Here is a 25,327-nt window from a genome sequence, read left to right as displayed (position 1 = left end):
CGGAGTAGCCGTGGCGTGGGCTTACAGCGCGGGCCACGGGATGGGGCGCGCGGTGCGCGGAACCGGCATCACCGGATTACCGACCATATGCCGGGTCCGTTCGATCAGTGCGTCGATCTCGGCATCGGTGATATGTTCGCTCAGGGTATCGGCGACCCGGCCCGGTAGCCGGGTAGCGAATGCGGTGATATCGGTGATCAGCTCCGCGCTGATCGGTTGCCCCGCCCAGCCCCACAGCACGGTACGCAATTTGTCCTCGGTGTGCAGGCAGATGCCGTGGTCGACACCGTAGACTTGCCCGTCCACGCTTTCCAACGCATGCCCACCCTTGCGGTCGGCGTTGTTGAGCAACACATCCAGTACCGCCACCCGCTGTAGCCGCGGGTCGTCGGCATGGATCAGCGATACCGGGTTGCCCTCCTGATCCAGCGCGCGCAGCACTTCGCGGAATCCGTCGGGGACCGCGCCGGTGGGACACAGATCGATCAGGTCGAGCCGGGTGCCGCGTTCGGTGTGGTTGTCGACGCCCTGCACCCAGCGTTGCACCATCCCGAGCCCGAAAGGCCCTTCGCGCAGAATGGTTTCGGGGATCACCCCCCAGCCGATCGCCTCGGAGATCAGGTACGACGCCACCTCACGTCCGGCCAGGGTGCCGTCGGGGAAATCCCATAACGGCCGTTCACCGCGGATCGGTTTATAGACCACCCGCAGCGGTGGCTGCTCGGTGTCGTCGTCGGTGTCACCGATATCGCAAACCAAAGTCACGTTACTGGCGGTGCTCACCCGCCCGGCCACCCTCAGCTCACCACTGTGCAGCCGGTCCCAGGCCTCGACCACCGGATTACTCCTCTAGCTCGGCCGTACCGAAGATGTCGCCGCGCTTGTAGCCGTTGGTGCGCACGCACATATGACCGCGCGAGGAGAGCGGCTCGCCGCACAGCGGGCACGGTGGTCTGCCTGCCGCGATCACCCGGGTGGAGCGCAGCGCGAATTCGCGTGCCTGGCTCGGGGTGAGGAACACCCGCACGGCGTCCGGACCCTCCTCGGTGTCGTCGAGCACCACCGACTCGTCGACCTCGGTTTCGGTGATCGCCAGCAATTCCACCACTACTGCGCCTGCGTCGGCGTCCCAGCCCAGTCCCATGGTGCCGACCCGGAACTCGGCATCGATCGGGGTCACCAGCGGCGCGTTGTCGGCGACGTCCTCGGCCTGCGGCGGTACCTCCGCGCCGAAACGGCGCGCCACCTCGTCCAGCAGCAACCCCATCCGGTCGGCGAGAACCTTCACCTGCTGCTTCTCCAACAGCACGCTGACCACGCGTGGCTGTTGCACGGCCTGCAGATAGAACGCGCGATCGCCCGGCTCACCGACGGTCCCGGCGACGAAACGATCGGGGGTGCGGAATACATGGATTGCGCGTGACACATGCACCTCCTGATACGTGACCCTGATCGACTACCCGCGGTGCGGGGATTCCCTACAACTACTGACAACTGCTCCACTGATCACCGGGAATCTCGGCGCTCCGCACCCCCATTATCCGCACTTCCCGAACCACCGAGCTCGCCACCCGGAACAGCTTCGGCGCTCACGGTTCCCGAGGAGCCCGAAGCTCCCGAGCGTTGCCCGCCGGTCGCGGCGAGCGCGGACAAGTCGGTACCGGTGTCGTTGATCCGCCACACATACGGTGCGGCCGGGGTATAGCGGACGACACTGATCGATGCGGGTTCCACCACGATCCGCTGGAAGCCGTCGAGGTGGATGCCGAGTGCGTCGGCGAGCACCGACTTGATCACATCCCCGTGGGTGCATGCCACCCACAACACATCGCGGCCGTGTTGTTCGGCGAGTGCGCGCTCGTGCTCCCGGATCGCGGCCACCGCGCGGGACTGCACCTGGGCCAGGCCCTCACCGCCGGGGAACACCGCACCCGACGCATGCCGCTGTACGACCTTCCACAGCGGTTCGGCCACTAGTTCCGCCAGCGGCCTGCCTGTCCACTCGCCGTAGTCCACTTCGATGATCCGGTCGTCGGATACCGGTTCCAGGCCGAATTTCTCCGCTAGTGGGGTCACGGTGCGTCGGCAGCGCAGCAGCGGAGAGTGCACGATGCGCTCGACCGGGAGCCCGCTCAGCCGTTCGGCGATAGCCCTGGCCTGCTCGTCACCGTGTTCGGTGAGATCGACGCCGGTGCTGCGGCCTGCCAAGGTCCTGGCGGTGTTGGAGGTGGACACACCGTGCCGCAGCAGGATCACTGTCATGCGGCCAGCTTAGCGATCATGTCGCCGAGACCACCCCGCCTGCCAGCAGACCCATGATGGTCAGCCCGAGCAGGATGCGGTAACCGACGAACCAATTCAGCGAATGGCGTGCCACGAAACGCAGCAGCCAGGCCACCGCGGCATAGCCGACGATGAACGACACCAGCGTCGCCACCAGCAGTTGCGGTCCACTGGCATTGAGTCCGGCACCAGCGGGCTCGAATGCGTCCGGGAGGCTGAACAAGCCGGAAGCGGTCACGGCGGGGATGGCGAGCAGGAACGAAAAACGCACGGCTGCTTCGCGCTCCAGCCCGAGGAACAGTCCGGCGGATGAGGTCGCGCCGGAGCGGGAGACCCCGGGGATCAGTGCCAGGCACTGCGCGAAACCCATCACCAGTCCGTCACGAGTGGTCAATTGCTCGATCGGGCGCTGTTTGCGTCCGTAGTACTCACTTGCGGCGATGACCAGGGCGAAGGCGATCAACATGAACGACACCAGCCACAGATTGCGGGCGCCAGTGCGGATCTGATCTTTGAACAGAAGACCGAGCACACCGATCGGAATGGTGGCAATTATCACATACCAGCCGATTCGGTAATCCAGTCCACGGCGCGCCGAGTCGCCCAGCCCGGCGAACCATGCCCGCACGATGCGTGCGATGTCCTTGGCGAAGAACACCAATACGGCGGCTTCAGTACCGAGCTGGGTGACCGCTGTGAACGAAGCGCCCGCATCGTCGCCGAAGAACACCGACGACACGATGCGCAGATGCGCCGACGACGATACCGGCAGGAACTCCGTCAATCCCTGCACCAGCCCGAGCACCAGTGCCTGTACCCAGGTCATCGACTCGCCCACGAAATCCCTCTCTGCTACTACACGAAACCTCTACTACCCGAAACCTCGGAGCGGACTGGGCAATTGGCGCGCCGCGCCGGTTCCGTCGCAATCTCGCAGCGAGAGTACAGTGCCCGGTTGTGCGCGATATGCCGGGCTACCGCCGCGTTCGGTGGTACGCCGGGAAGTGGTGTGCGCGGAACTCACTGCGGTCGGCACGTTCTAGGCTTGGCGCCGTGACGAATGCGCGGACACGGTGATGGAACAGCGGACGGTCGGGCGCAGTGGCCTGCGGGTATCGCGGATGGGTCTGACAACCCATACCTGGGGTACGCACACCGATGCCGAGGCCGCCAGGGGGCAGCTGATGGCGTTCGTCGAGGCGGGCGGCACGCTCGTGGACACCTCGCCGGTCTATGGGGGTGGTGCCGCGCAGCGGATCCTGGCCGAGCTGCTCGGTGATCTGGTCTCCCGCGACGATCTGGTGCTCAGTGGGTGCGCGGGGGTCGTTCCCCAGAACTCCGCCGAGGGGCCGATGCCGGAGCTGTCGCAGGCCACGGTGGATACTTCGCGGCGGGCGCTGCTCCAGCAGCTGGATCGCACGCTGCGGCAATTCGGCACCGATCATCTCGACATCTGGAATGTCGCGGTGTGGGATCCGTTGACGCCGCTGGCCGAAGTCGCCGCGACCCTGGAACAGGTGGTGCGGTCGGGGCGGGTCAGGTACGTGGGAGTGCGTGGTTTCGGGGCATGGCAGTTGGCGAGCTTGGCGGCGACCACGTCCGTGACCGCAGTGCAGACACCGTACTCGCTGCTGGCGCGCGATGCGGAGGCCGATATCGTTCCGGCCGCGCACTACCACGGTGTCGGGGTGATCGCTTCGGCGCCGTTGGCGGGCGGCATCCTCACCGGGAAGTATCGCGACGGTGTCCCCGCCGATTCACGTGGCGCCGAGGAGGCTACCGCGGCCGAGATCCGCAGCGGCCTCGACGAGCGCGCAACGCGTGTGGTGGAAGCGCTGGTGACCGCGGCGGACGGGCTGGGCACCTCGCCGCTGGCGGTCGCGCTGGCCTGGGTCCGGGATCGGCCCGGTGTCGCGGGCATGATCGTCGGTGCCCGCGACATCGGGCAGCTCACCGGGGTGCTCGCCGCCGAAACCCTCGAACTGCCCCGGGCGATCGCGGCTGCCCTCGACGACGTGAGTGCACGCGCCGAATGACCGAGAATTAGCCTTGCCTGCATGAGCACTGCAGTGACCGAGGGTCGGCGTGGCGACCGAGTCCGAGCCGGATGGTGGCGGGTTGTCGCGGCCCTGTGCATCGCGAGCCTGCTGGCCTGCGCGACCGCCTGCACTTCGAAGAGCTCGGAGAACGACGCCGAGCGGGCCGGGCACGGGCCGTCGACAGCGCGGCTGACCGACCTGGATCCGGTGCCGATCGAATCGGATACGGCGCCGGTGCTGCCGGTGACCGTGCGGTCGTTCGACGGCAGTATGGTCACCGTCACCGATGCCGACCGCATCATCGCCGTCGACCGCTTCGGCACCCTGGCCCAGATCGTGTACGCGCTCGGTTTGGGGCCGAAGCTGGTCGGCCGCAGCACCAGCGCGTCGTTCCCCGCGGTGCGTGATGTGCCCAATGTGGCCGGTGGCAACGGGTCGATGAATGTGGAATCGATCCTGGCGTTGCAGCCGTCGGTGCTGTTGACCGACACCACCAGCGCCACCGCCGCGGTGCGGGAACAGTTGGGTGCCGCGGGTGTCACGATCGTCTATTTCGATCCGTCCCGCACGATGGCAGGGGTGCTTCCGCAGATCGAGGCGGTGGCAGCCGCGCTGGGGGTGCCCGAGCGCGGGCAGGTGCTCGCGCAGCGCACCGGCGACGAGATCGCCGCGGCGAAAGCCGCCGTTCCCGCGCACGATCCGCCGCTGACCATAGCGTTTCTCTACCTGCGTTCCACAGCCATCATGATGATGGCCGGGCCGGGCTCCGGTGCGGATACCCTGATCGCCGCGCTGGGCGCGCGAGATGCAGGCACCGTCGTCGGGTTGACGGAGCCGTTCACCACGATCACCAGTGAGGCCATGCTCGGTGCTGCGCCGGATGTGCTGCTGGTGATGTCGGACGGGCTGGAATCCATCGGCGGGGTGGACGGGCTGGAGAGCATCCCCGGCATCGCGCAGACCCCGGCGGGCCGCGACCGGCGAGTGGTGGATATGTCCGACGCCGTGCTGTTGAGTTTCGGGCCCAATACCGGCCGGGTGATCGCGGCACTGAGTGCGGCCGTGTACGACACCGGGCACGCATGAGTTCTCCGGCTACGCCGGCAGCGCGCCCGCAGGCCGCCCCCGCACCGGGAACACGTGGCCGCTCCTGGGTGCTGCTGGTGTATATCGTCGCGGTGACCGGGCTGGTCGCGTTGGCGTTGGCATCGGCGGCGATCGGCCAGGTGCCGACGACACCGGCCGAGGTGGCGGGCAGTGTCTTGCACCGGATCGGGCTGGATCTGGGACCGCTGCCCGCACATCCGGCAGGTGAGGTGGCCTTGTGGGAGGTCCGGTTCCCTCGGGTGGTGCTGGCGATGCTGGTCGGCGCGGCGTTGGCGACAGCGGGTGCGTTGTTGCAGGGAGTGTTCGCCAATCCGCTCGCCGAACCAGGGGTGATCGGGGTCTCGGCAGGCGCGGCGGTCGGCGCAGGCACGGTGATCGTGGTGGGTGGCGCGTTCGTCGCGGTGTGGTCGGTGGCCGCCGCCGCGTTCGTCGCCGGGCTCGGGACCACGCTGCTGGTGTATGTGCTGGCCAGATCGCAGGGGCGTACCGAGGTCGTCACACTGGTGCTCACGGGGGTGGCGATCAACGCTTTCGCGGGCGGGTTGATCGCGTTACTGCTGTTCATCGCCACTCCCGCGGCCAGGGACCAGCTCGTGTTCTGGCAGCTGGGTTCGCTCAACGGTGCGACATGGGAGTCGGTCGGTGTGGTCACACCGTTGGTCGTGGTCGGTAGCGTCGCGGCGGTGGCGTTGGCGCCACGGCTGGATCTGTTGGCGCTCGGTGAGTCCGCCGCACGGCATCTCGGCGTCGATGTGGAGCGGCTGCGGCGCGCGGTGATCGTCGTCGTCGCGGTGCTGACCACCGCGAGTGTCGCGTTCACCGGCATCATTCTGTTCGTCGGGCTCATCGTCCCGCACCTGGTGCGCATGCTGGTCGGCCCAGCCCATCGCATCCTCATCCCGCTCAGCGGCCTCGTCGGCGCTGTGGTGCTACTCGCCGCCGATGTCACCGCCCGCTCGCTGATCGACAATGCCGATCTGCCCCTGGGGATGCTCACCTCCCTGATCGGTGGTCCCGTCTTTTTCTGGTTGTTGCGGCGCACGCGCGCCCGTTCCGGAGGGTGGGCATGATCCGAGGAGTACGCGGGGTGTTCGAGCGGGAACACGAGCTGCCGGAAACGCCGGAACGCGGGGCGGTCACGCTACGGGCGCGTGGGGTGCGGGTGGATCGGCGAGGGGCGGGCGGAACGCATACCAGGCATGTGCTGGAGGGGATCGACTTCGATGTCGTCGCGGGGCAGGTGATCGCCCTGGTCGGCCCGAACGGTGCGGGAAAATCGACGTTGCTGGCCGCCCTCGCCGGTGAGCTCACGCCGAGTGCCGGGGTGATCGAGCTGGAGGGGCAGGCGCTGCGGCAGTGGACACCGCTGGATATGGCGCGCCGTCGTGGCGTCTTGCCGCAGAGCCACACCGTCGGCTTCCCGTTCACCGCGCGGGAAGTGGTGGCGATGGGGCGTGCGCCGTGGGTACGGACCCGGCACCAGGAACGCGACGAGGACGCGATCGCCGCCGCGTTGGCCGCTACCGATGTCGAACACCTCGGCGCCAGATCGTTTCCGACCCTGTCGGGTGGTGAACGCGCCAGGGTGGCGCTGGCGCGGGTGCTGGCCCAGGACACCGCGACAATACTGTTGGACGAACCGACCGCCGCCCTCGACCTCGGTCATCAGGAGGCGGTGCTGCGGTTGGTGACCGAGCGGGCCGCGGCGGGTGCGGCAGTTGTCGTCGTCCTGCACGATCTCGGGATCGCCGCCGCCTACGCCGATCGGGTCGCGGTGCTCGAATCCGGCCGCATCGCCGCCGACGGGCCACCGCGTGCGGTGCTGACCACCGAATTGCTCACCCGGGTCTATCAGCATCCGGTCGAAGTCCTCGACCATCCCGTCACCGGCGCTCAGCTGGTGTTACCGGTTCGGGGTTGACCGCATACCGCCAGGAGCGGGCGGTTGAGGACGTCATCGCCAGATCAGTTTCAGCACCGCGGGGGTCAGCAGCATGCGGATCACGGTGGCGTCCAAGACCAACGCCGCGATCATCCCGTAGGCGATGTATTTCATCAACACCAGATCCGAGAACCCGAACGCACCGGTGACCACGATCAGGATGGCGGCGGCCGAGGTGATCACACCACCGGTGTTGGCGATACCGGAGCGGATCGCTTCCGGTGCGGTGGCGCCGTTGGCGCGTGCCTCCGAGACCCGGGACAACAAGAACACCTCGTAGTCGGTGGACAGCCCGAACACCACGGTGACGATCAACGCCAGTACCGCGAACATCAATGGGCCCGGCGTGAAATGGAAGATCTCCGCACCGTGGCCCTCGACGAATATCCAGGTCAGTACGCCGAGGGTGGACAGGAGACTGAGTGCGCTCATCGCGACGGCCTTCAGCGCGAGCACTATCGACCGGAATGCCGCGTACATCAGTGCCAGCGCTGCCGCCACCAGGATCGCCAGCAGTGCGGGAAGGCCATCCAGCAGGCCGTTGATACTGTCGCGTTCCAATGCGGGCACTCCGGTGACCATCACCCGCACCCCCGGCGGCGCATCGATAGCGCGCAGTGCGTCGATCACCCGGTCGGCGTCACGTTTGTCGACCAGCCCGGCGGCGAGGACGTTGATGCCGTCGGTGGTCGGCGCCGCGGGCTCGAAACGTCCGGTCAGACCGGGGATTTGGTTGGCAGCGTAACGAATATCGCTCAGTTGCCTCGGATCGGCGCCGATCACCACGAGCTTCAACGGTTCGGTGCGGAAACTCGGGAACAGCTCGTCGAAACGCTCCTGCGCCACCCGCGCCGGATTGTCCTGGTTCAGATACCGTTCACTCAATCCGCCGAATTCGATGTGGCGCAGCGGGATGCTGAGCGCGAGCAGCCCGAGCACCAGTGGCACGGCCACCGCCAGCGGATGGCGCATAGCCCATACCGCGAGACGAGAGAAGAATCCGGCGTCGATCTGTGCCCGGGTCTTGGTGCGGGAAAACCGCTTCCAGCACAGGAAGTCGATGCGGTGCCCGATGATGCCCAAGACTGCGGGGAGCGCGGTCACCGACAGCAGCGCCGCGAGCAGGACCGCGCTGATGCCGCCGAAAGGCACCGAACGCAGGACCCCGTTCGGGAAGATGAACAGCGCGGCGAGGCTGGTCGCGATGATCGCGGCCGAGAACAGCACGGTACGCCCCGCGGTCGTGACGGTACGGGCGACGGCGTCTTCCACGGTGCGGCCCGCGGCGAGCTCCTCCCGGAAGCGGGTGACGGTGAACAATCCGTAGTCGATCGCCAAGCCCAGGCTGACCAGGGTCATGACAGCGCTGGCGAAGGCATTGACCTCGATATGGTCGGTCAGCAGCCGCAGCGCACCCTGCGTGCCGAGGATGGTCATACCGCCGATCAGGATCGGCAACAGCGCCCCGATCACGCCGCCGAACACGAAATACAGCAGGATCGCCACGATCGGCAGGGCGATCACTTCGGCGCGTCTGATGTCGTGCTGCATTCCGGCGTTGATGCCTTCGACAATCGGTTGCAGTCCGGCCAGTTGCACTGTTGTCCCGCCGGGGCCGCCGCCGGGGTGTCCGGCGCCGAGCTGATCGGCGATGGCCGTGTAGTGCTCGATGGCCGTGGTGCCCGAATCGCGCAGGCCGACACTGGCGAACGCGTGTCTGCGCGTGGCGTCGGTGGCCTGTGCGGCGAACGGGCTGTCCCAATAGCTGTCGATCTTCAGGATGCGGTCGGGATAGGTATCCAGCAGCCCGGCGAGTTGCGCGGTGACCGGGCCCCGGATGGCTGGGTCGTCGACGGTCGTGCCCTCGGGGGTGGTGTAGAGCAGGATCAGGTCGCTGTCGGTGTCGCGGCCGAAGGTGCGGTCGGTCAGTTCGGCGGCGGCGACCGATTCGCTGCTCTCGTCGAACCAACCCTCCTGGGTCAGCCGCCCGGACAGATCATGGCCGTACCAGCCCGAGCACAACACGAACAGCACGGAGAAGATCAGGAGGGGGAAGCGGTTGCGGTGGACGAAGCGTCCCCAGCGCAGCGATTCGGATCTGCCCATCACGTCGCGGGCGCGTTCAGCCGCAGGCCGGGGTGTGGTAGTCCGCCGAACGCAGAATGCCACACAGATCGGTGCGCGAGATCTTCCACATGCCATCGATGAGTACGAAATGGACGACGGTGGTGCGGATCGCGGTACCGGTGCCGTCTTTGTCCAGGCGCATGGTGGCGGTGAGTGTGCCGTCGTGGTTGTCGAATACCGGATCGGTGACGCCGTAGCCGGCGCGCGGATTGTCCTGCAACGCCTGGTACATATCGGGGATGGCCTGCTGGAAGGCTTCGCCGTCTTCGATCAGAGCGGTGCGTTCACTGTCGGGCAGGGCCGGATCCAGTGCCCGTTTGATCTGGGCGTCTAGTTCGGCGGCTGTCGGTAGTGGCGGGCGGGCGGCACTGCTGGAAGCGGTGCTCGCGGCGGACAGTGCCGCGTGCGCCGATGAGCGGGCCGCGGCGACGGAGGCATCGTCCGGTTCGTTACCGCAGGCCGCGATCGATACCGCGAGCAGGGCACTCGCCGCGATGAGGGTGGTCAGGGCGAGCGGTGGGGTGGTCATCACGTCCTACATACCTTCGATGGCAGAGCTGATCCGCCCCAACAGGGCTCGCACGGTGGTGACATCCTGGTCCGCGGGGGCGCTGATCGGTACGGCGGTGGGGATCATATCCCGTACCAGCGCGACGACGCTGCGTTCATCGTCGAGATCGATGTCGGTGACCGGCGCTTCGGCGACCGCGAGTACGTCGTCCGGGCCTGGGACAGGGCTGTCGAGGTCGCGACGGTAGATCTCCAGCATCAAGGTCGCGCGAACTGTGCGGAACGCGAAGGGATTGCCGCCGGCCGTGGTCCCGAACCCGTGCGCGTAGCGACCGACAGTCACGTCATCGATGGCAAATTCCGACGAATGGTCGGCTTCCAACCCTGATCTCCCTACATCGGACAGCATGTACTGGCTAAACCGTAACTCTGATCACCTACTTTCCGCTCGAATCGGCACCCGGTCGGTCGGCTTGGTGCGTCATCATGGTCAGATGGTGAGGTTTGCAGAAGATGCGGAAGTCCCAGTGGTAATCGGTAGCCGGTAGTTCGTCGGTAGAAGGAGTTCGGTGGATGCACCCTCGCGGCTCGGTCGTCTCGGCATTCGCGGTGTCGGGAGTGTTGATGCTGCTGACCGGATGCTCCTCCCCCACCTCGGGGCCCGACGTGCCGACCAGGGAGCCTGCCACCGCCGCGGTGGCGCCCGAAACCGTCACACCGCCGTTCGGCCGGGTACTGCCCAGCGGGCCGATCACCGCGCTGGAAGCGGATTCCGCCGGCGGATTGCTGGCTGCCCTGCACGGTGCCGTTCTCACCGTGTTCGACCCCGATGGCGCCGTACCGGTAGTACGCACCGTGACCTTGCCCGAACGCGCGACCGGTCTCGCACCGGGCGGACCCGGCGAGATGCTGGTGGCCGCGCCGGGCCGGGTGCTGCGGGTCGACCTCGCCTCCGGCACGATCGGCGAGGTGACGGTCGACGGTGATGTGCGCTCGGTGCGCTCGCGTGCCGACGGTGGACTGCTGATCGGCACAGCCGACGGCCGGGTGCTGGAGACCGCGGCGGACGGCACGGTGAACCGAACCGTATCGGGCCTGGTCTCCGTGGACGAACTCGCCGAAGCCGGGGGTGAGCTCGCGGTACTCGACCGGCACCAGAGCGCGATCTTCGAGATCGATCCGGATAGCGACCGACCGGGGCTGGCCTTACGGGCCGGTGACGGGGCCACAGAGATGATCGGCGATACCGAAGGCAGGTTCGTGATCACCGATACCGCGGGCGGTGAACTGCTGGTCTACACCGCGGGACCGCTGGTCCTGCGCCAGCGGTTCCCGGTAGGATTGTCGCCTTATGCGCTGGCCTACGATCAGCGGTCCGACACCGTATGGGTGACGTGTACCCAGCGCAACGAGGTGGTCGGATTCGATCTGTCGACTGGTATACCGAAAGAAGTGGGTCGCTATGCCACCGTTCGGCAACCGAACTCGGTGACCATCGAGCAGCGCACCGGGGATCTGTTCGTGGGTTCCGCGGTCGGTGAGGGGCTGCAACGGATCGGTGCGGACGATCGGAAGAGAGGGCACTGATGGCTCGGAGACCGCGCGCGGGCGACGATTCCGCGACACCCACCGATCCGGCGGCACACCGGGGGCGCGGGCGTGCGCTGCCCGCGGGCTGGGAGACCACCGGTGACGATTACGAGTACGTGCCGCTGCGCCTGCCGCCGGATGTCACGAGGGTGACCGCCTCCATGCGGTTGGCGATCCAAGCCGAGTTCGGTGGCTGGGAACTCTCGCGCGTCCGGGCCTATACCGACGGCAGCAGGCGGGTACTGCTGCGCCGCCGGAAATCCGCCCTGCTACCTCAGCCCGAACCCGGAATGTGAGCCGATGTACGCCCTGTTATTGCGACTGATGTTCCTGGTCGCACCGGAACGCATCCACCATGTGGTCTTCGCGGTCCTGCGATTCGCCACGTGGTGTCCGCCGCTGCGCTGGATGCTGCGCAAGACCCTCGTCGTCGACGATCCGATCCTGCGTACCGAGGTATTCGGGGTCGAGTTCCCCGCGCCACTGGGTTTGGCCGCCGGGTTCGACAAGGACGCCGTCGGCGTCGATGCCTGGGCTCCGCTCGGGTTCGGCTTCGCCGAGATCGGCACGGTGACCGCACGAGCACAACCGGGCAATCCGTCGCCTCGGCTGTTCCGCCTGCCCGCCGACCGCGCCCTGATCAACCGAATGGGCTTCAACAACCACGGCGCCGCCGCCGCTACCGAACGGCTGCGACAGCGCCGCGGTGGTGTGCCGATCGGCGCCAATATCGGCAAGACGAAAGTCGTCGAACCGGATGCCGCCGCCGCGGATTACGCCACCAGCGCCGCCCTGCTCGGCCCACAGGCCGACTTCGTCGTGGTCAATGTCAGCTCCCCCAACACGCCCGGACTCCGTGATCTGCAGGCGGTCGAGTCGCTGCGCCCGCTGTTACAGGCGGTACTGGACCAGGTGCGAGTTCCGGTACTGGTGAAAATCGCGCCCGATCTGTCCGACGAGGACATCGACGCGGTCGCCGATCTGGCTGTCGAACTGGGGTTGGCGGGCATCGTAGCCACCAACACCACCATTCGGCGCGACGGTCTGCGCACCGATCCGGACGAGGTCGCCGCCCTCGGGGCCGGCGGTCTGTCGGGGCCGCCGGTCGCCGATCGTTCGCTCGAGGTACTGCGCAGACTGTACCGGCGAGTGGGGAATCGAGTGGTCCTGATCTCGGTCGGTGGTATCGAAACCGCCGATCAGGCATGGGAACGTATCCGCGCGGGCGCGAGTTTGCTGCAGGGCTATACAGGCTTCATCTACGGCGGCCCGTTCTGGATGCGCACGATCCACCGCGGACTGGCGCAGCGGTTGCGCGCCGGTGGGTATCGGAATATCAGTGAGGCCGTCGGCGCGGAGCACGCAGCGCATACCTGATCCGCCTCGCGGACAGTGGGATGTCATGGCCGCCGTATAGTGGGAAACCCCCTATCCGTGCGGCGGGCAACCGTGGGTAAGCGGCGTTTCGTCGGTGTGATCTCCCGGCGGTGCCGGGGCGGTGTGTGCTCGTCGCTCCCGTTCCAGCCGCGCCGCCATCCGTTTGGCCAGGAGGATCACCGCGTGATCACGCAGGATGCCGAGCTGATCAGCATAGGTTTCCCCACGGGCTCGGGCGGTCCGGTCGTGCACCATGCGTGGGTCGCTGAGTAGTTCGTCCAGGCGCATACCCGCCAGCGCCTGGGTGCGAGTCAGTCGTCGATCCGGCAGCCAGCTCAACTGCCAGCAGCTGCCGCTGCCCGCACTGTCGCGGTAGGCGGATTCGGGGGTGATATCGCTGGTCATCGTCCATTCGGTGGTGTGAATGGTCATGATCTTCTCCGCTGCAACAGGTGGAGTGAGGCGGGCTCGAGAAGTGCTGAGTCCGATGATCACGCATGCCTGATGTGGCATATCCGCCTGCCTGTCGAGCAAGCAGGCGCGGTGCTGCGTGCCGGTGCCCAAGGGCTACAGGGCTACAGCCGGTCCGCTCGGCGGCGCGGCTCGGCTACCTGTGCTGGTTGTGCCGAGGAGGAGGAAGCAGGATCGGAGGAAGGGGCGGGCAGAGCCGCCCATGCGATATGGCCGGCCTGGCAATGCGGTACCGCCGGTACGCAGAGAAAGACGACCGAGGCGTGACATCGAGGATGTCCGGCGGCTGGTTCAGTCCACCACCGGCTTCGGAACCGGGTCGGTACTCGATCCGGCGGAACGGTGCCGCCGCCTGCGAGTCTGCCGTATTCGGGGAGTCACTCTCATCACCAGCCCTCCCGATGTGTCTGGTGGTGCGATGGAAGATCGCCGTATCCAGTGTGGCATTTGTGGTTATCCGAGGGCAACTGCCGATGTAATTCGGTGATCGATGGTGTGCCCGTCGGTCACACTCGATAGGCACGGCCGGCGCGCGCGTGCTGTCCCGGTATTACGCCGAGTGCAGCGAGATTCTTCGCCATGTCCCGCAGGATTCGGGCACGGCGCGCAGTGCGCGATACTTTCACCAGGCTGTGCGTACGGCCCGGATCAGGCGAACCACGGGCATACCTCGCCGAGTGCTGGTTTCCGCTGCGCGAAGCCGTTGGAGCGCGGGTGTTTCCCGCCGCGCCTGCGGTCCCGTCGTTGCGTGGCACACCCGAGCACCGCGCGCCCACTGAGCTGAGTTTCCCGGTGGGGTCACCGTATTCGGTGATACGGTGACCCGAGCACCCCTACCTGGTCGGCCGGATCCCGGCCCCGGCAACAGTACTCGCGGACGGTGTGCCGAACATCCTGTTCCATTGCGCCGGAGTCGTGTCCGGATCAGAATCCTATTCCGTTGCGCGGGGTGTGATCTGCGGTTTTCTGCGCCGTAACAGCTCTCGCGCCGTGGTCCGCCACGGATCGGTGTGTATCGGTTTCCCAGTAGCGCCACCATGATTCCCGCATCTGGCTACCATTGACGGATCGCGCTTTTGTGGTGTGCATCACTAATGACAGATTGAGGCAGTATTCGATACTTTCTGTCATCAAGCGTGTCTAGGATCGGTCATCGGTGAGTGCCGGAGTCCGGTTCACGCTAGAGGTAACGGAACGGGGATATGACGAAAACAGATATCGGATTCGCGCACGAATCAGGCAAAACGGTTTACACTGTGCCCGCGGCGTTTCAGGAGACTGCGCGGCTACGACCGGATCAGATCGCGCTGCGCAAGGTAGGCGGCACCCAGAAGTACACCTGGCGTGAATACGCTGAACGAGTACGCACCATCGCAGCGGGCTTGGCCGGCCTCGGCATCGGGCGCGGCGACACCGTCGGCATCATGCTGACCAACCGTCCCGAGTTCAATCTGATCGATACCGCCGCACTACATCTGGGCGCTACCCCGTTCTCGATCTACAACACCAGCTCCCCCGAGCAGATCACCCACCTGTTCACCAACGCGGGCAACAAAGTCGTTGTGACGGAACAGGTTTTCCTGGACCGGATCACCGCGGCCGGAGTGCCGATCGACCACATCATCATGGTCGACGGCGCCGCGACGGGAGCCATCACGCTCGAACAGGTCGAGGCGGAGCCCGCCATCGATTTCGATTTCGACGCCGCCTGGCAGGCCGTCGAACCCGACGACCTGGTCACGCTGATCTACACTTCCGGCACCACCGGGCCGTCCAAAGGCGTGGAAATCACCCACCGCAACGTATTCGCTCAGATCATCGCGCTGGTCAACGGTCCGCTGCAGGTCGGGCTGGACGATCGCGCCGTGTCCTATCTGCCTGCCGCGCATGTGGCCGACCGGATCTCCGGCCACGCGATCAACCTGCTCACCGGTATCCAGATCACCACCGTGCCGGACCCGCGCGAAATCGCCGCCGCTCTGCCCGATGCGCGCCCTACCGTTTTCTTCGGTGTGCCGCGGGTGTGGCAGAAGATCAAGGCAGGCATCGAGAGCAAGCTCGCCGCCGAACCGAGCCCGGTCAAGAAGGCCCTGGCCAACTGGGCGATCAGCACCGGCATCGCCGCCGCGCAGACGGGGCTGGCAGGTAAGAGCCGTGGTCCGGTCCTGGCTGTGCAACACAAGATCGCCGAAACCCTGGTGCTGTCCAAACTACGGCACACACTCGGTCTGGATCAGCTGAAGGTCGCTACCTCCGGCGCCGCCCCGATCCCGCCGGAGACCCTGGAATACTTTCTCGGCCTCGGTTTCACCGTCAGCGAAGTGTGGGGCATGTCGGAGACCACCGGCGTGGCCACCTACACCGAATTGGACAAGCCGCGTCCCGGCTCGGTCGGGCGCCCGGTGGACGGTATGGAACTGCGGCTCGGCGACGACGGCGAGATACTGGTCCGCGGTCCGGTCATCACCGGCGGCTACCGCAATATGCCCGATAAGACCGCCGAGGCCATCGATTCCGACGGCTGGCTGCACACCGGCGATATCGGCACCCTCGATGCCGATGGCTACGTGCGGATCGTCGACCGCAAGAAGGAACTGATCATCAACGAGGCGGGCAAGAACATCGCGCCCAGCAATATCGAGAACGCGATGAAGGCCGCCTCCTCCCTGATCGGGCAGGTGGTCGCCATCGGCGACGCCAAACCCTACATCGCCGCGTTGATCGTGCTCGATCCCGATATCGCCGCGATCCGGGCCAAGGAACTCGACGCCACCGCCGACGATCTCGCCGCGCTGGCCGCCCATCCACGGATCGTCGAGGAAATACTCGCCGCGGTGCAGGCGGGCAATAACCGGCTGTCGCGGGTCGAGCAGATCAAACGGTTCATCATCCTCGGCGCCGTATGGGAACCGGGTGGCGATGAACTGACCCCGAAGATGTCGCTCAAGCGCACTCCGATCGCGGCCAAATACCAGGCCGATATCGAGGAGCTGTACGCCAAGGAACCCTCCGGCCGAGTTGTCAACGTCGAATAATCTCACCGGAACCCGCTGTGGCATCGAATATTCCGTTCGAGGCCACAGCGGGTCACCTGGAGAACTCACCGCAATGCCACAGGAGTGATCCCGGTCGTTCCCGACCGGGAAGACATCAATTCTGTTCGTAGGTACCGATGAGAGTCGCGCGGGCCAGTGCGTGGGAGAACAGGGTGAAACCGAGATAGGCGGGCGTGGCGTTCGCATCGATGCCGAGACTCTCGACATCCACCGCGTGGACGACGATGAAGTAACGGTGCGGGCCGTGGCCTGGCGGCGGTGCGGCGCCGACATAACCCGGGAAACCGCCGTCATTGCGCAGGGTGATGGCGCCGGTGGGCAGGGCGCCACCTTCCGTACCGCTGCCCGCGCCGCTGGGCAGGGAGGTCACCCCCGCCGGGATATCGGCGACGGCCCAGTGCCAGAACCCGGATGCGGTGGGGGCATCGGGGTCGTACACCGTGACCACGAAGCTCTTGGTCGCTTCCGGGAATCCCGACCAGGACAGCTGCGGTGAGATGTCCTTGCCGCCCGCGCCGAATACCCCGCTGACCTGATCGTTGTTCAGCGGCTGTCCGTCGGTGACATCGGTGGAGGTGAGCGTGAACGACGGCAGCTGGGGCAGCGCGGCGTACGGATCGTGAGTCATGGAACCCCTTTCCGGGATCGGTTCAGCTGTGCAGTAGGAAATGTTCCAGCACCCGGGTGCCGAATTCCAGGGCCTGTACCGGCACTCGTTCGTCGACACCATGGAACAGGGAGGTGAAGTCCAGTTCCGGCGGAAGCTGCAGCGGCGCAAAACCGAAGCAGCGGATACCGAGGCGGGCGAACGCTTTGGCGTCGGTCCCACCGGAGAGCATGTAGGGCACAGTACGACCCTGCGGATCGTGGGCCAGGATGGCGTTGTTCATCGCCTCGACCAGATCACCGTCGAAGGTGGTCTCATAGGGATCGAGCTTGGTGATCCACTCCCGCTCGACGTCCGGGCCGATCAGCGCGTCCACCTCACGTTCGAAGGCCGCCAACCGACCGGGAAGCACCCGGCAGTCCACCACCGCTTCGGCGGTCTGCGGAATCACATTGGCTTTGTACCCCGCCTGCAACATGGTCGGATTCGCGGTATCGCGCAGTGTCGCACCGATGATGCGCGAGATGGTGCCCAGTTTGGCCAGTTTGCTGTCGATATCCGGGGTCGCCGGATCGAACTGCATCCCGGTCTCCTCGGCGACAGCGGCGAGGAACTCGGCCACCGAATCCGGAACCACCAGCGGGAAGGTGTGTTTGCCCAGGCGTGCGACCGCCTCGGCGAGGATGGTCACCGCATTGTCCTCGTGCAGGAACGAGCCGTGGCCCGCGCGCGCCTTGGCGCGCAACCGCATCCAGCCGATGTCCTTCTCGGCGGTCTCCACCAGATAGAGCCTGCGCTCGGTGCCGTCGGGGCGCGGCACGGTCAACGAGAACCCGCCGACCTCCCCCACCGCCTCGGTGACACCGTGGAACAGGTCCGGGCGATTGTCCACCAACCAGTGCGAACCCCAGGTGCCGCCGTTCTCCTCGTCGGCGAGGAACGCGAAGACCAGATCACGCGGCGGGACCGTGCCCTCGATCTTGAACTGACGGGCTACGGCCAGCATCATGCCGACCATATCCTTCATATCGACCGCACCGCGCCCCCACACGTAGCCGTCCCGTACGGCGCCGGAGAACGGGTGCACACTCCAGTCCGCGGCCTCGGCTGGGACCACATCCAGGTGCCCGTGGATCATCAGTGCGCCGCGTCGCGGGTCGGCGCCGGGCAACCTGGCGAAGACATTGCCGCGTCCGGGCGCGCCGGATTCCACGTACTCGGTGGTGTACCCCGCCTGGTTCAACTGGTCGATCACCCACTGCGCGCACTCGTACTCCCCCTTGGTAGTGGCCGGGTCGCCGGTATTGGAGGTATCGAAGCGGATCAGGCTACTGACCAGCTCCACCACTTCAGATACCGCCAGGGATCCCCTGTTCGGGTCGGTTTCATCACCAGTCACAGACACCTTCCCTTCCTACCACCTCACCGTCACTCGGTGGATCCTCGGCACGGCCACACCGTTGGGCCCGTCGTACCGGGCCCGTCGATAGGCCTGCGGGGGCATCAGCAGCCAGGACAGGGCTGTTTCCGCTCATCCGGATGTGGTGCGGTCCATCTCGTCGGGGAACACCACCCGGACGAACGCCCAGAACCGGAACACCATGCCCAGCGCGGTGCCGATCAGCTGGGCGGCCACGAAATCGGCCACGTCCTGGGTGAGTCGTGAGACCTCGGGTACTTCCAGATGTAGGACATAGCGCGAGACCCACAATGGTGCGGTATTGATCGCCACCGCCAGGAAACTGACCAGATAGAAAAGCGCGGCCTCGTGATGCCCACGTCGTCCGCCGCGTCTGTGGAACGACCACTGTTTGTTGAGCGCGTACGACAGTGTGATCGCCGCGAGCACCGCGAGGACCTTGGCGGTGATCGGATACGATTCGAGCACGGTGCTCTTCAGGGTCAGGAACACCGTGGTGTCCAGGGTGAACGCGGCGATACCCACCATGGCGAAACGGGTCAGTTCACGCCGCCGTGCCTCGCCCCCCAGCGCGGATCTCACCTTTGCGGAAATGGGGCGTTCGGAAAACAGCACAGGTAAAGTTTCCGGCACGTACTCCGACCCCACAACAAGATCGGCGGATTCTCCGGACCGCGTATTCCCTCGGTGCGCGGCAGGTGGATCGCGGGCAGTGAGCAGGCAGCGTGAAGAAATCCGAGCGACGCACCCGTGCCCGACCACCGGCAAGAGACAGTACACCGCCTGCCGCGGAGCCGATCGCCGTTGTCGGTATGAGCTGCCGCTTCGCCGGGGACATAGATTCTCCGGAAGCATTGTGGCGCTTGCTGATCGAGGAGAACGATGCGATCACCGACGCGCCGCCACCCTGGCGCCGGGGCGATGGACACTATCGTGCTTCCGACCGCGCCACCGCGGGCAGGACGGTGTCGATCGCCGGTGGCTATCTGACGGATGTCGCCGGATTCGACGCCGAATTCTTCGGAATCACCCCCCGCGAGGCCGCCGATATGGATCCGCAGCAGCGCCTGGCGCTGGAACTGGCCTGGGAGGCGTTCGAAGACGCGGGTATCCGGCCCGATCGGGTCCAGGAGACCGGGGTGTACTTCGCCAACAAGTTCAACGACTACCGGGCCGTCAAACTGGCCTGCGGCGCCACCGCCATCACCCCGTTCACCAGCACCGGCGACGTCGAGGGGGTCATCGCCAACCGGGTGTCCTACACCTTGGGTTTCGACGGGCCCAGTATGACGGTGAACGCCTCCTGCGCGGGCTCACTGGTCGCGGTGCACCTGGCCTGCCAGGCGCTGCGCGCCGGGGAGAGCGCGCTGGCGATCGCCGGTGGCGTGCAGCTCAACCTGATTCCGGAGACCACGATCGGCCTGTCCGCACTGGGCGTACTGTCCCCACACGGCCGCTCCCGCGCCTTCGACGCTTCCGCCGACGGATACGTCCGTGGCGAAGGCGGTGCGGTGGTCGTACTCAAACCGCTGACACAGGCGCAGCGCGACGGCGACCGTATCTACTGCACATTGCTCGGCAGCGCCACCAACAACAACGGCAGACACCACGCCATGCCCGCCAGCAGTGCGACCGGTCAGGGCCAGTTGCTGCGCCGCGCGTGCGCACGAGCAGGTGTCGACCCGGCGACGATCGACTACGTGGAGGCCCACGGCACCGGCACCGCGGTCGGTGACCGCGCCGAGCTGTCCGCGCTGGCCGAGGTCTACGGCGCGGGCCGCTCCCCTGCCACACCATTGATGATCGGCTCGATCAAAACCAATATCGGGCACACCGAAGCGGCATCCGGTATGGCGGGCCTGCTGAAGGTGGCGCTCGCCTTATCACATGACCGCATTCCACGCAGCCTGCACTTCGACTCCGCTCCAGCGGATCTCGACGTGGCATCGGCGGGATTGCGTATCGCAGACAGCGCCCTGCCGTGGCCCAGGTCCGACCGGCCGCCGCGGGCCGGAGTGAGTGCGTTCGGTTTCGGTGGTTCCAACGCCCACGTGATAGCCGAAGCAACCCCAGCGCCGTCCCCAGCGATCTGCTCCGCGGTCTCCGAGCGGTTGGTGGTGCTGTCCGCACACACCCAGGCCGCGTTACGGGCGCACGCCCGCAGAGTACGTGACCACCTCGTGCGTGATCCCGGTATCGATCTCGGTGATCTGGCGCATACCCTGGCCACGAGAACACCCCTGCCGCAACGGATCGCGATAGTGGCCGACGAGGTGGGCCGGGTCGTCGAATTCCTCGATGATTATCTGGAAGACGACCATTCCGAAGGTGACCATCCCGAGGGGGGCTACCTCGAAGCACGGGCGCGGACTGCTGCCGAGGAAACGAACAGCACCGACTGCGCGGAGGAAGAGATACTCCGGCGAGTACTGTCCGCGGCCCTGCGGCCGGGCACGGTGGCCAAGCATGACCTGATGCGAGCAGCGGCCGTACTGTTCCGGCGTGGTGTCGAACCCGATTGGGCCGAGGTGAATCCACCGGGACACCCTATCGCGCTGCCCACCTATCCATTCCAGCGGAAACGGCATTGGGTGGCACCGCGGCTCGCTGTCTCGGAACCCGATATCACCGCCCCCGATCCTGCGGTACCCCAAGCACTGTCAGGTGGATCAGCCATCGCGACAGGTGATCCGGGGTCGCCGCGTACTGCGGGCGCCGTATCCGGCAGCGCGACACTGGCGGCGCTTGTGACCGCGGAGTTGGCCGAAGTCATCGGCATCGCATCCGCCGAGATCGATACTCGGCGCAACTTCGACCGGTTCGGCGTCGGATCGGTGCACGCGGTGGAACTCAGCGCCCGGCTGACCACCCGGCTCGGTATCGCAGTGCCCGCGGCGATCATCTGGGGCTGCCCCACAGTCGAGCTCCTGGTCACCGAACTGGAGACACGTCTGCTTTCGACGGATTCAGCACCCGGGTCGACCTCGCTGCCTGTGGATCCACCGGCGGCGATGCGAGAGCCGGACTCGGGCGAGGAAGTGCTCTCGACCGCCGAGCTACTGGCCCTGGGGCGAGAACTACTCGGCCCCTAGCAGTTCGGCAGGAAGAGAAAGGAATTCGGTCACTCGTTCACGCCTCTGTCAGCGCGGCCACGCCCTCAAGGCGATACTCGCGATACTGTCCAGCTCCGCGCGAGTAGCCCCGTCGGCGGCTTGCGTATCCATCCCTTGGATCACTGCCGCGTAGAACCGCCCCAGTGCGGTGGCGTCTGTTTCCGCCGGGAGTAGTCCGGCCGTCACATCCTCGGCGATCTTCGCTGTGATACGAGCTTTCGCCTGCTCCCGGAAGCCGCGCAGTTCCTCCTTCACTGCCGTATCGGCCTCGCTGACGTTGACCGCGGCGCTGATCACCAGACACCCAGGCGGGTGAACCGAGCTGGTGTAGCCCTCTGCGACTTCTCGCAGCATCCTTTCCACCGCCGCGTATGCCGTTGACTCTTCTGCCAGTGGGCGGGTTCCGTACTGGCCCCACGTTTCCGCGTAGCGCGCGACCGCCTCACTGAACAGCGTGCGTTTATCGCCGAACGCCGTGTAGAGGCTCGATGGGTTGATGCCTATCGCTGTGGTCAGCATCGAGATCGACGTCGCCTCATATCCATAGCGCCAGAACAGGTCGAGCGCCGCATCGAGTGCCGCATCGCGGTCGAAGGCGCGGGGACGGCCCCGGGACGGTGGTGCAGCCATAAAGGAATTCTATAGCGGTCACTAGGAAATGTGGTACGTTCCTTTTGTAGCAATCACTACAAAATTATCGGAGACCTGCCGCCTGCCGAGCACCCCGAACGGTGGCAGCCCTCATCACGAACTTCCCCAGACCCCACCGCCAAGGAGAACTGAGCACTATGCGCGCGATCACCCAGCATGCTTTCGGCGCCCCGGATGTCCTCGAAGTCGCCGACGTCGCCAAACCCGCCCCGCTTCCCTCCGAGGTGCTCGTCCGGGTCCACGCCGCCTCGATCAACCGCGTGGACACCTATGTCCGCTCCGGAGCCCTCCCGCTCCTCGGCGAACCGCCGTTCATCCTCGGCTGGGACATCTCGGGGGTCGTTGAAGAAGTCGTCCCCGGCGTGACCCGCTTCGATATCGGAGACGAGGTCTTCGGTATGCCGTTCTTCCCCAGAGCGGGCAGCGCCTTCGCCGAATACGTCGCCGTTCCCTCGCGACAACTCGCCAGGAAACCCGCGAATCTCAGCCACGTCGAAGCAGCGTCCATCCCGCTCGCAGGCCTGACCGCTCGGCAGAGCCTCATCGATACCGCACACATCACAGAAGGCGACAGGGTTCTGATCCACGCAGGTGCGGGTGGGGTCGGCCACTTCGCCATCCAAATCGCCAAAGCCGCAGGCGCCCATGTCATCACCACCGCCGGCGCCGCCAAGCACGACTTCGTGAAGAGTCTCGGCGCGGACGAGGTGATCGACTATCACACTACCGACTGCACCGGACACCTCCGGGACCTCGATGTCGTTCTGGACACGGTCGGCGGCTATGGTGACGCCGCGATCGCCACTCTTAAGCCCGGCGGCCGGTTCATCACGATCGTCGAGCGCACGGACCTCGACCTCGCACACCGCGTAACGGCGGCCGGACGCCGCTTCGCGGGAGTCACCGTCGAGCCGGACTATGCCGGACTGGAGCGGCTCGCCGCACTCGCTGCCGACGGTGCGCTTCGGCCACATATCCAGCAGACATTCCCGCTGGAGGAGGCCGCCAAGGCGCATGAGCTGGTCGAGTCGGGTCGCACCGTCGGCAAGATCGTTCTGACGATGTCGAACTGACCGGAGCGGCGGGCGCCTCGCTGCCCGGCCGTGTTCTCGGGGCGCTCTGGTATCGAGGCGGTGTTGGCTGTGTTGTCGACGATATTTCGGGTGAAGCCGCCGTGGATCACCCGCTCAGTTCGCGGCGGCGTAGACCTCTGCGCCACTGAGTGATTCGCTGGGGTGTCCGTCGATATCGAACGGGATGTCCCCGGTCAGGGTGACCCGGTGCATGATGCGGCGGCTGTTGCCGTAGTCGTCGACGGCGCGATGCTGAGTGGCCCGGTTGTCCCAGATGGCTACGTCGCCGGCTTCCCAGTTCCAGCGAATCGTGTGCTCGGGCAGGGTGATCCGCTCCTGGAGCAGGTGCATGAGCACTTGGGATTCCCTGGCGTCGAAGCCGACGAGCTGCTGTGCGAAATTTCCGAGTAGCAGTACCCGTTCGCCGGATTCCGGGTGCACCCGTACCACCGGGTGCACGGTGCGGATATCGGGCGCGGTGAACCGTGCGGCCTTCTCCTCGGACATCCGCCCGGCGAACCGGAGCTTATCGGCGTAGTCGAACCGGTTGCTGTGCACTGCTCGTAGCGATTCGGCCAGCCTTTTCAGCGGTTCGGGTAGCGCGGTGTAGGCGGCGGCAGCGGAAGACCACAATGTAGTGCCGCCGTAGTCGGGCAGGATGACCGCACGCAGGATCGATGCCTTGGGGAAGTTCGGCATGAATGTCATATCGGTGTGCCACCGTGTGGCTTTGGTTTCCGCGGAGTCGATCGAGGTGATCGGGTCGCCATCGCTGACGTGATGGGCAACTGGGGTGCCGAGCAGTTCGGCGAAGGCATGGTGCCCGGTGTCGTCGAGGTGGTGCTGGTCACGGAAAAAGAGCACCTTGTGCTCCAGCAACGCCTGGTTGATCTTCTCGATCATTCGCGAGTCCAGCTCGCCGCCGAGGAGTACGCCGTCGACGCGCGCCCCGATATGCAAGCCCAGCTTGTGAACGGTCATCACACTCATGGGTCGAACCTTTCCGAATCGAATCCCCGCGCCACTGTAATCAGTTGCTTACGGGCTTTGGATCGAGTGTAATCAGTCGATTACAGTCGTAGGTGAGAGAGAGCTGAGAGTTGGGAAGAGGATGGCCACGGCAGATAAACCCGATAAACCGACCGGGCGCGCGCAGGTGGTTGCCGCGATGCTCGAACACGCTGCGGATTTGTTCGCCGAGCGTGGCCCGGCGGCAACGTCGACTCGCGAAATCGCCGCACGGGCAGGTATCAACCAAGCGCTGATCTTTCGCCATTTCGGCAGTAAGGAACAACTTGTCGGCGCGGTGCTGGACGATCTCGCCGCACAGGCCGTCGCCGCCCGCCACGCGGATACGGCGGCCGCGGGAACCGATGGCCCGAATATCGAAGGCATGCTCGCCGGGGTGCTGCCACCCGGATATCCGGAGGAAGAAGCGTCCGTCCGGGCGATCAACAGCAAACATCGACAGGTATTGGCCCGGGCATTGCTGGATGGGTACCCGGTCGGCCGGTTGCAACGGCAATTCCCCGGCGTGAGCGAATTGATCGAGGTGACCCGCGCCAGAATCGACGATGACACCGACGCTCGCTTGGCCGCGGCCAGCGTGGTCGCCCTTGTCCTCGGATGGCAGATGTTCGGACCGTTCATCCGTTCGGCCGCCACTGTCGACGATGTACCCTACGGGCGTATCAGACAGGCGATCGAAACCGCGATCACCGGCATCCTCGATAGTGCAGGTCACGATGCGGGGCAGCACAGTGATCCCGACGCCGAGCCCACCGCACGGGGCTCGATTGATCAGTGACGTCAGCGGGCGCGCATACCCTGTTCCACCGCCAAGCCACACCGGCGATCAGCACCGGAGGAATTCTGCTGGCGCTGGGCCGAGAACTGCTGGTTCGATGAGGTTTCGGACCGGCGAGGCCGGATAAGCGCTCAGGCCGGAAGAGGATAGGAGC

General features: G+C 66.1%; 25 protein-coding genes. 12 read left to right on the top strand and 13 right to left on the bottom strand.

Annotated elements, in window-relative coordinates:
- Positions 1-21: 21 nt before the first annotated feature.
- The 4 genes from ACL02S_RS02620 to ACL02S_RS02605 form a co-directional block, all read right to left on the bottom strand.
- Positions 22-837 carry an SCO1664 family protein gene (locus ACL02S_RS02620; protein ID WP_412800623.1) on the bottom strand — a complete coding sequence of 272 codons (816 nt, stop codon included), beginning with the start codon at positions 835-837 and terminating at the stop codon, positions 22-24.
- Between the two features lie 4 nt (positions 838-841).
- Entirely contained in the window at positions 842-1,426 is a 585-nt protein-coding gene (locus tag ACL02S_RS02615) for a DUF3090 domain-containing protein (protein WP_412800622.1), read from the bottom strand.
- Between the two features lie 80 nt (positions 1,427-1,506).
- Positions 1,507-2,262 carry a histidine phosphatase family protein gene (locus ACL02S_RS02610; protein ID WP_412800621.1) on the bottom strand — a complete coding sequence of 252 codons (756 nt, stop codon included), beginning with the start codon at positions 2,260-2,262 and terminating at the stop codon, positions 1,507-1,509.
- 16 nt (positions 2,263-2,278) lie between these two features.
- Positions 2,279-3,121, bottom strand: coding sequence for an undecaprenyl-diphosphate phosphatase (locus tag ACL02S_RS02605; RefSeq protein WP_412800620.1), 843 nt, complete (start codon positions 3,119-3,121; stop codon positions 2,279-2,281).
- 238 nt (positions 3,122-3,359) lie between these two features.
- Between ACL02S_RS02605 and ACL02S_RS02600 the strand changes: the two genes are divergently transcribed.
- The 4 genes from ACL02S_RS02600 to ACL02S_RS02585 are packed head-to-tail and all read left to right on the top strand — an operon-like array spanning position 3,360 to position 7,350.
- Positions 3,360-4,319 carry an aldo/keto reductase gene (locus ACL02S_RS02600; protein WP_412800619.1) on the top strand — a complete coding sequence of 320 codons (960 nt, stop codon included), beginning with the start codon at positions 3,360-3,362 and terminating at the stop codon, positions 4,317-4,319.
- Between the two features lie 21 nt (positions 4,320-4,340).
- Positions 4,341-5,408, top strand: a complete 1,068-nt coding sequence (locus ACL02S_RS02595; RefSeq protein WP_412800618.1) for a heme/hemin ABC transporter substrate-binding protein — start codon at positions 4,341-4,343, stop codon at positions 5,406-5,408.
- Positions 5,405-6,499 (top strand): FecCD family ABC transporter permease, encoded by a 1,095-nt coding sequence (locus ACL02S_RS02590; protein WP_412800617.1) that lies wholly within the window; start codon positions 5,405-5,407, stop codon positions 6,497-6,499. The genes ACL02S_RS02595 and ACL02S_RS02590 overlap by 4 nt, the downstream gene beginning before the upstream one ends.
- Positions 6,496-7,350 (top strand): heme ABC transporter ATP-binding protein, encoded by an 855-nt coding sequence (locus ACL02S_RS02585; RefSeq protein ID WP_412800616.1) that lies wholly within the window; start codon positions 6,496-6,498, stop codon positions 7,348-7,350. Before ACL02S_RS02590 ends, ACL02S_RS02585 begins: the two co-directional genes overlap by 4 nt.
- Positions 7,351-7,383: 33 nt before the next feature.
- Here ACL02S_RS02585 and ACL02S_RS02580 read toward each other — a convergent pair whose 3' ends face one another.
- The 3 genes from ACL02S_RS02580 to ACL02S_RS02570 are packed head-to-tail and all read right to left on the bottom strand — an operon-like array spanning position 7,384 to position 10,351.
- Positions 7,384-9,477: an MMPL family transporter gene (locus ACL02S_RS02580; RefSeq protein ID WP_412800615.1), complete on the bottom strand. Its 2,094-nt coding sequence runs from the start codon at positions 9,475-9,477 to the stop codon at positions 7,384-7,386.
- A gap of 16 nt (positions 9,478-9,493) precedes the next feature.
- Positions 9,494-10,027 (bottom strand): WKL family lipoprotein, encoded by a 534-nt coding sequence (locus ACL02S_RS02575; RefSeq protein ID WP_412800614.1) that lies wholly within the window; start codon positions 10,025-10,027, stop codon positions 9,494-9,496.
- Positions 10,028-10,033: 6 nt separating this feature from the next.
- The gene (locus ACL02S_RS02570; RefSeq protein WP_412800613.1) at positions 10,034-10,351 is read right to left on the bottom strand and encodes a hypothetical protein; all 318 of its coding nucleotides are present in this window, start codon (positions 10,349-10,351) and stop codon (positions 10,034-10,036) included.
- 230 nt (positions 10,352-10,581) lie between these two features.
- Here ACL02S_RS02570 and ACL02S_RS02565 point away from each other — a divergent pair, with 230 nt between their 5' ends.
- The 3 genes from ACL02S_RS02565 to ACL02S_RS02555 are packed head-to-tail and all read left to right on the top strand — an operon-like array spanning position 10,582 to position 12,975.
- On the top strand, positions 10,582-11,595 hold the full coding sequence (locus tag ACL02S_RS02565; RefSeq protein WP_412800612.1) for a YncE family protein: 1,014 nt from the start codon (positions 10,582-10,584) through the stop codon (positions 11,593-11,595).
- Positions 11,595-11,894, top strand: a complete 300-nt coding sequence (locus ACL02S_RS02560; RefSeq protein ID WP_412800611.1) for a DUF5703 family protein — start codon at positions 11,595-11,597, stop codon at positions 11,892-11,894. The genes ACL02S_RS02565 and ACL02S_RS02560 overlap by 1 nt, the downstream gene beginning before the upstream one ends.
- Before the next feature lie 4 nt (positions 11,895-11,898).
- Positions 11,899-12,975, top strand: a complete 1,077-nt coding sequence (locus ACL02S_RS02555) for a quinone-dependent dihydroorotate dehydrogenase (RefSeq protein ID WP_412800610.1) — start codon at positions 11,899-11,901, stop codon at positions 12,973-12,975.
- 51 nt (positions 12,976-13,026) lie between these two features.
- Here the strand turns inward: ACL02S_RS02555 and ACL02S_RS02550 are convergent, their stop codons facing one another.
- Positions 13,027-13,407, bottom strand: coding sequence for a hypothetical protein (locus tag ACL02S_RS02550; protein WP_412800609.1), 381 nt, complete (start codon positions 13,405-13,407; stop codon positions 13,027-13,029).
- Between the two features lie 618 nt (positions 13,408-14,025).
- On the opposite strand from ACL02S_RS02550, the gene ACL02S_RS02545 reads away from it, so the two are divergent.
- Both ACL02S_RS02545 and ACL02S_RS02540 read left to right on the top strand, forming a co-directional pair.
- On the top strand, positions 14,026-14,268 hold the full coding sequence (locus ACL02S_RS02545; RefSeq protein WP_412800608.1) for a hypothetical protein: 243 nt from the start codon (positions 14,026-14,028) through the stop codon (positions 14,266-14,268).
- Between the two features lie 380 nt (positions 14,269-14,648).
- Positions 14,649-16,481: an AMP-dependent synthetase/ligase gene (locus tag ACL02S_RS02540; RefSeq protein ID WP_412800607.1), complete on the top strand. Its 1,833-nt coding sequence runs from the start codon at positions 14,649-14,651 to the stop codon at positions 16,479-16,481.
- A 115-nt stretch (positions 16,482-16,596) separates the two neighbouring features.
- On the opposite strand, the gene ACL02S_RS02535 is transcribed toward ACL02S_RS02540, so the two are convergent.
- The 3 genes from ACL02S_RS02535 to ACL02S_RS02525 form a co-directional block, all read right to left on the bottom strand.
- Positions 16,597-17,130: a YbhB/YbcL family Raf kinase inhibitor-like protein gene (locus tag ACL02S_RS02535; protein WP_412800606.1), complete on the bottom strand. Its 534-nt coding sequence runs from the start codon at positions 17,128-17,130 to the stop codon at positions 16,597-16,599.
- 22 nt (positions 17,131-17,152) lie between these two features.
- Positions 17,153-18,514 carry a M20/M25/M40 family metallo-hydrolase gene (locus tag ACL02S_RS02530; RefSeq protein WP_412800605.1) on the bottom strand — a complete coding sequence of 454 codons (1,362 nt, stop codon included), beginning with the start codon at positions 18,512-18,514 and terminating at the stop codon, positions 17,153-17,155.
- Positions 18,515-18,640: 126 nt separating this feature from the next.
- The gene (locus ACL02S_RS02525; RefSeq protein WP_412800604.1) at positions 18,641-19,111 is read right to left on the bottom strand and encodes a GtrA family protein; all 471 of its coding nucleotides are present in this window, start codon (positions 19,109-19,111) and stop codon (positions 18,641-18,643) included.
- A gap of 143 nt (positions 19,112-19,254) precedes the next feature.
- Here ACL02S_RS02525 and ACL02S_RS02520 point away from each other — a divergent pair, with 143 nt between their 5' ends.
- Entirely contained in the window at positions 19,255-21,621 is a 2,367-nt protein-coding gene (locus ACL02S_RS02520; RefSeq protein WP_412800603.1) for a beta-ketoacyl synthase N-terminal-like domain-containing protein, read from the top strand.
- Between the two features lie 48 nt (positions 21,622-21,669).
- Here the strand turns inward: ACL02S_RS02520 and ACL02S_RS02515 are convergent, their stop codons facing one another.
- Positions 21,670-22,272 carry a TetR/AcrR family transcriptional regulator gene (locus tag ACL02S_RS02515; RefSeq protein ID WP_412800602.1) on the bottom strand — a complete coding sequence of 201 codons (603 nt, stop codon included), beginning with the start codon at positions 22,270-22,272 and terminating at the stop codon, positions 21,670-21,672.
- 158 nt (positions 22,273-22,430) lie between these two features.
- Between ACL02S_RS02515 and ACL02S_RS02510 the strand changes: the two genes are divergently transcribed.
- Entirely contained in the window at positions 22,431-23,366 is a 936-nt protein-coding gene (locus ACL02S_RS02510; protein ID WP_412800601.1) for an NADP-dependent oxidoreductase, read from the top strand.
- A 114-nt stretch (positions 23,367-23,480) separates the two neighbouring features.
- Here ACL02S_RS02510 and ACL02S_RS02505 read toward each other — a convergent pair whose 3' ends face one another.
- Positions 23,481-24,356, bottom strand: coding sequence for a TauD/TfdA dioxygenase family protein (locus ACL02S_RS02505; RefSeq protein WP_412800600.1), 876 nt, complete (start codon positions 24,354-24,356; stop codon positions 23,481-23,483).
- 121 nt (positions 24,357-24,477) lie between these two features.
- Between ACL02S_RS02505 and ACL02S_RS02500 the strand changes: the two genes are divergently transcribed.
- On the top strand, positions 24,478-25,173 hold the full coding sequence (locus ACL02S_RS02500) for a TetR/AcrR family transcriptional regulator (RefSeq protein ID WP_412800599.1): 696 nt from the start codon (positions 24,478-24,480) through the stop codon (positions 25,171-25,173).
- Positions 25,174-25,327: the final 154 nt, after the last annotated feature.

Origin of the sequence: Nocardia spongicola (assembly GCF_047200775.1) — a bacterium.
GTDB lineage: Bacteria > Actinomycetota > Actinomycetes > Mycobacteriales > Mycobacteriaceae > Nocardia.
This window is presented reverse-complemented; position numbering and strand designations above follow the sequence as displayed.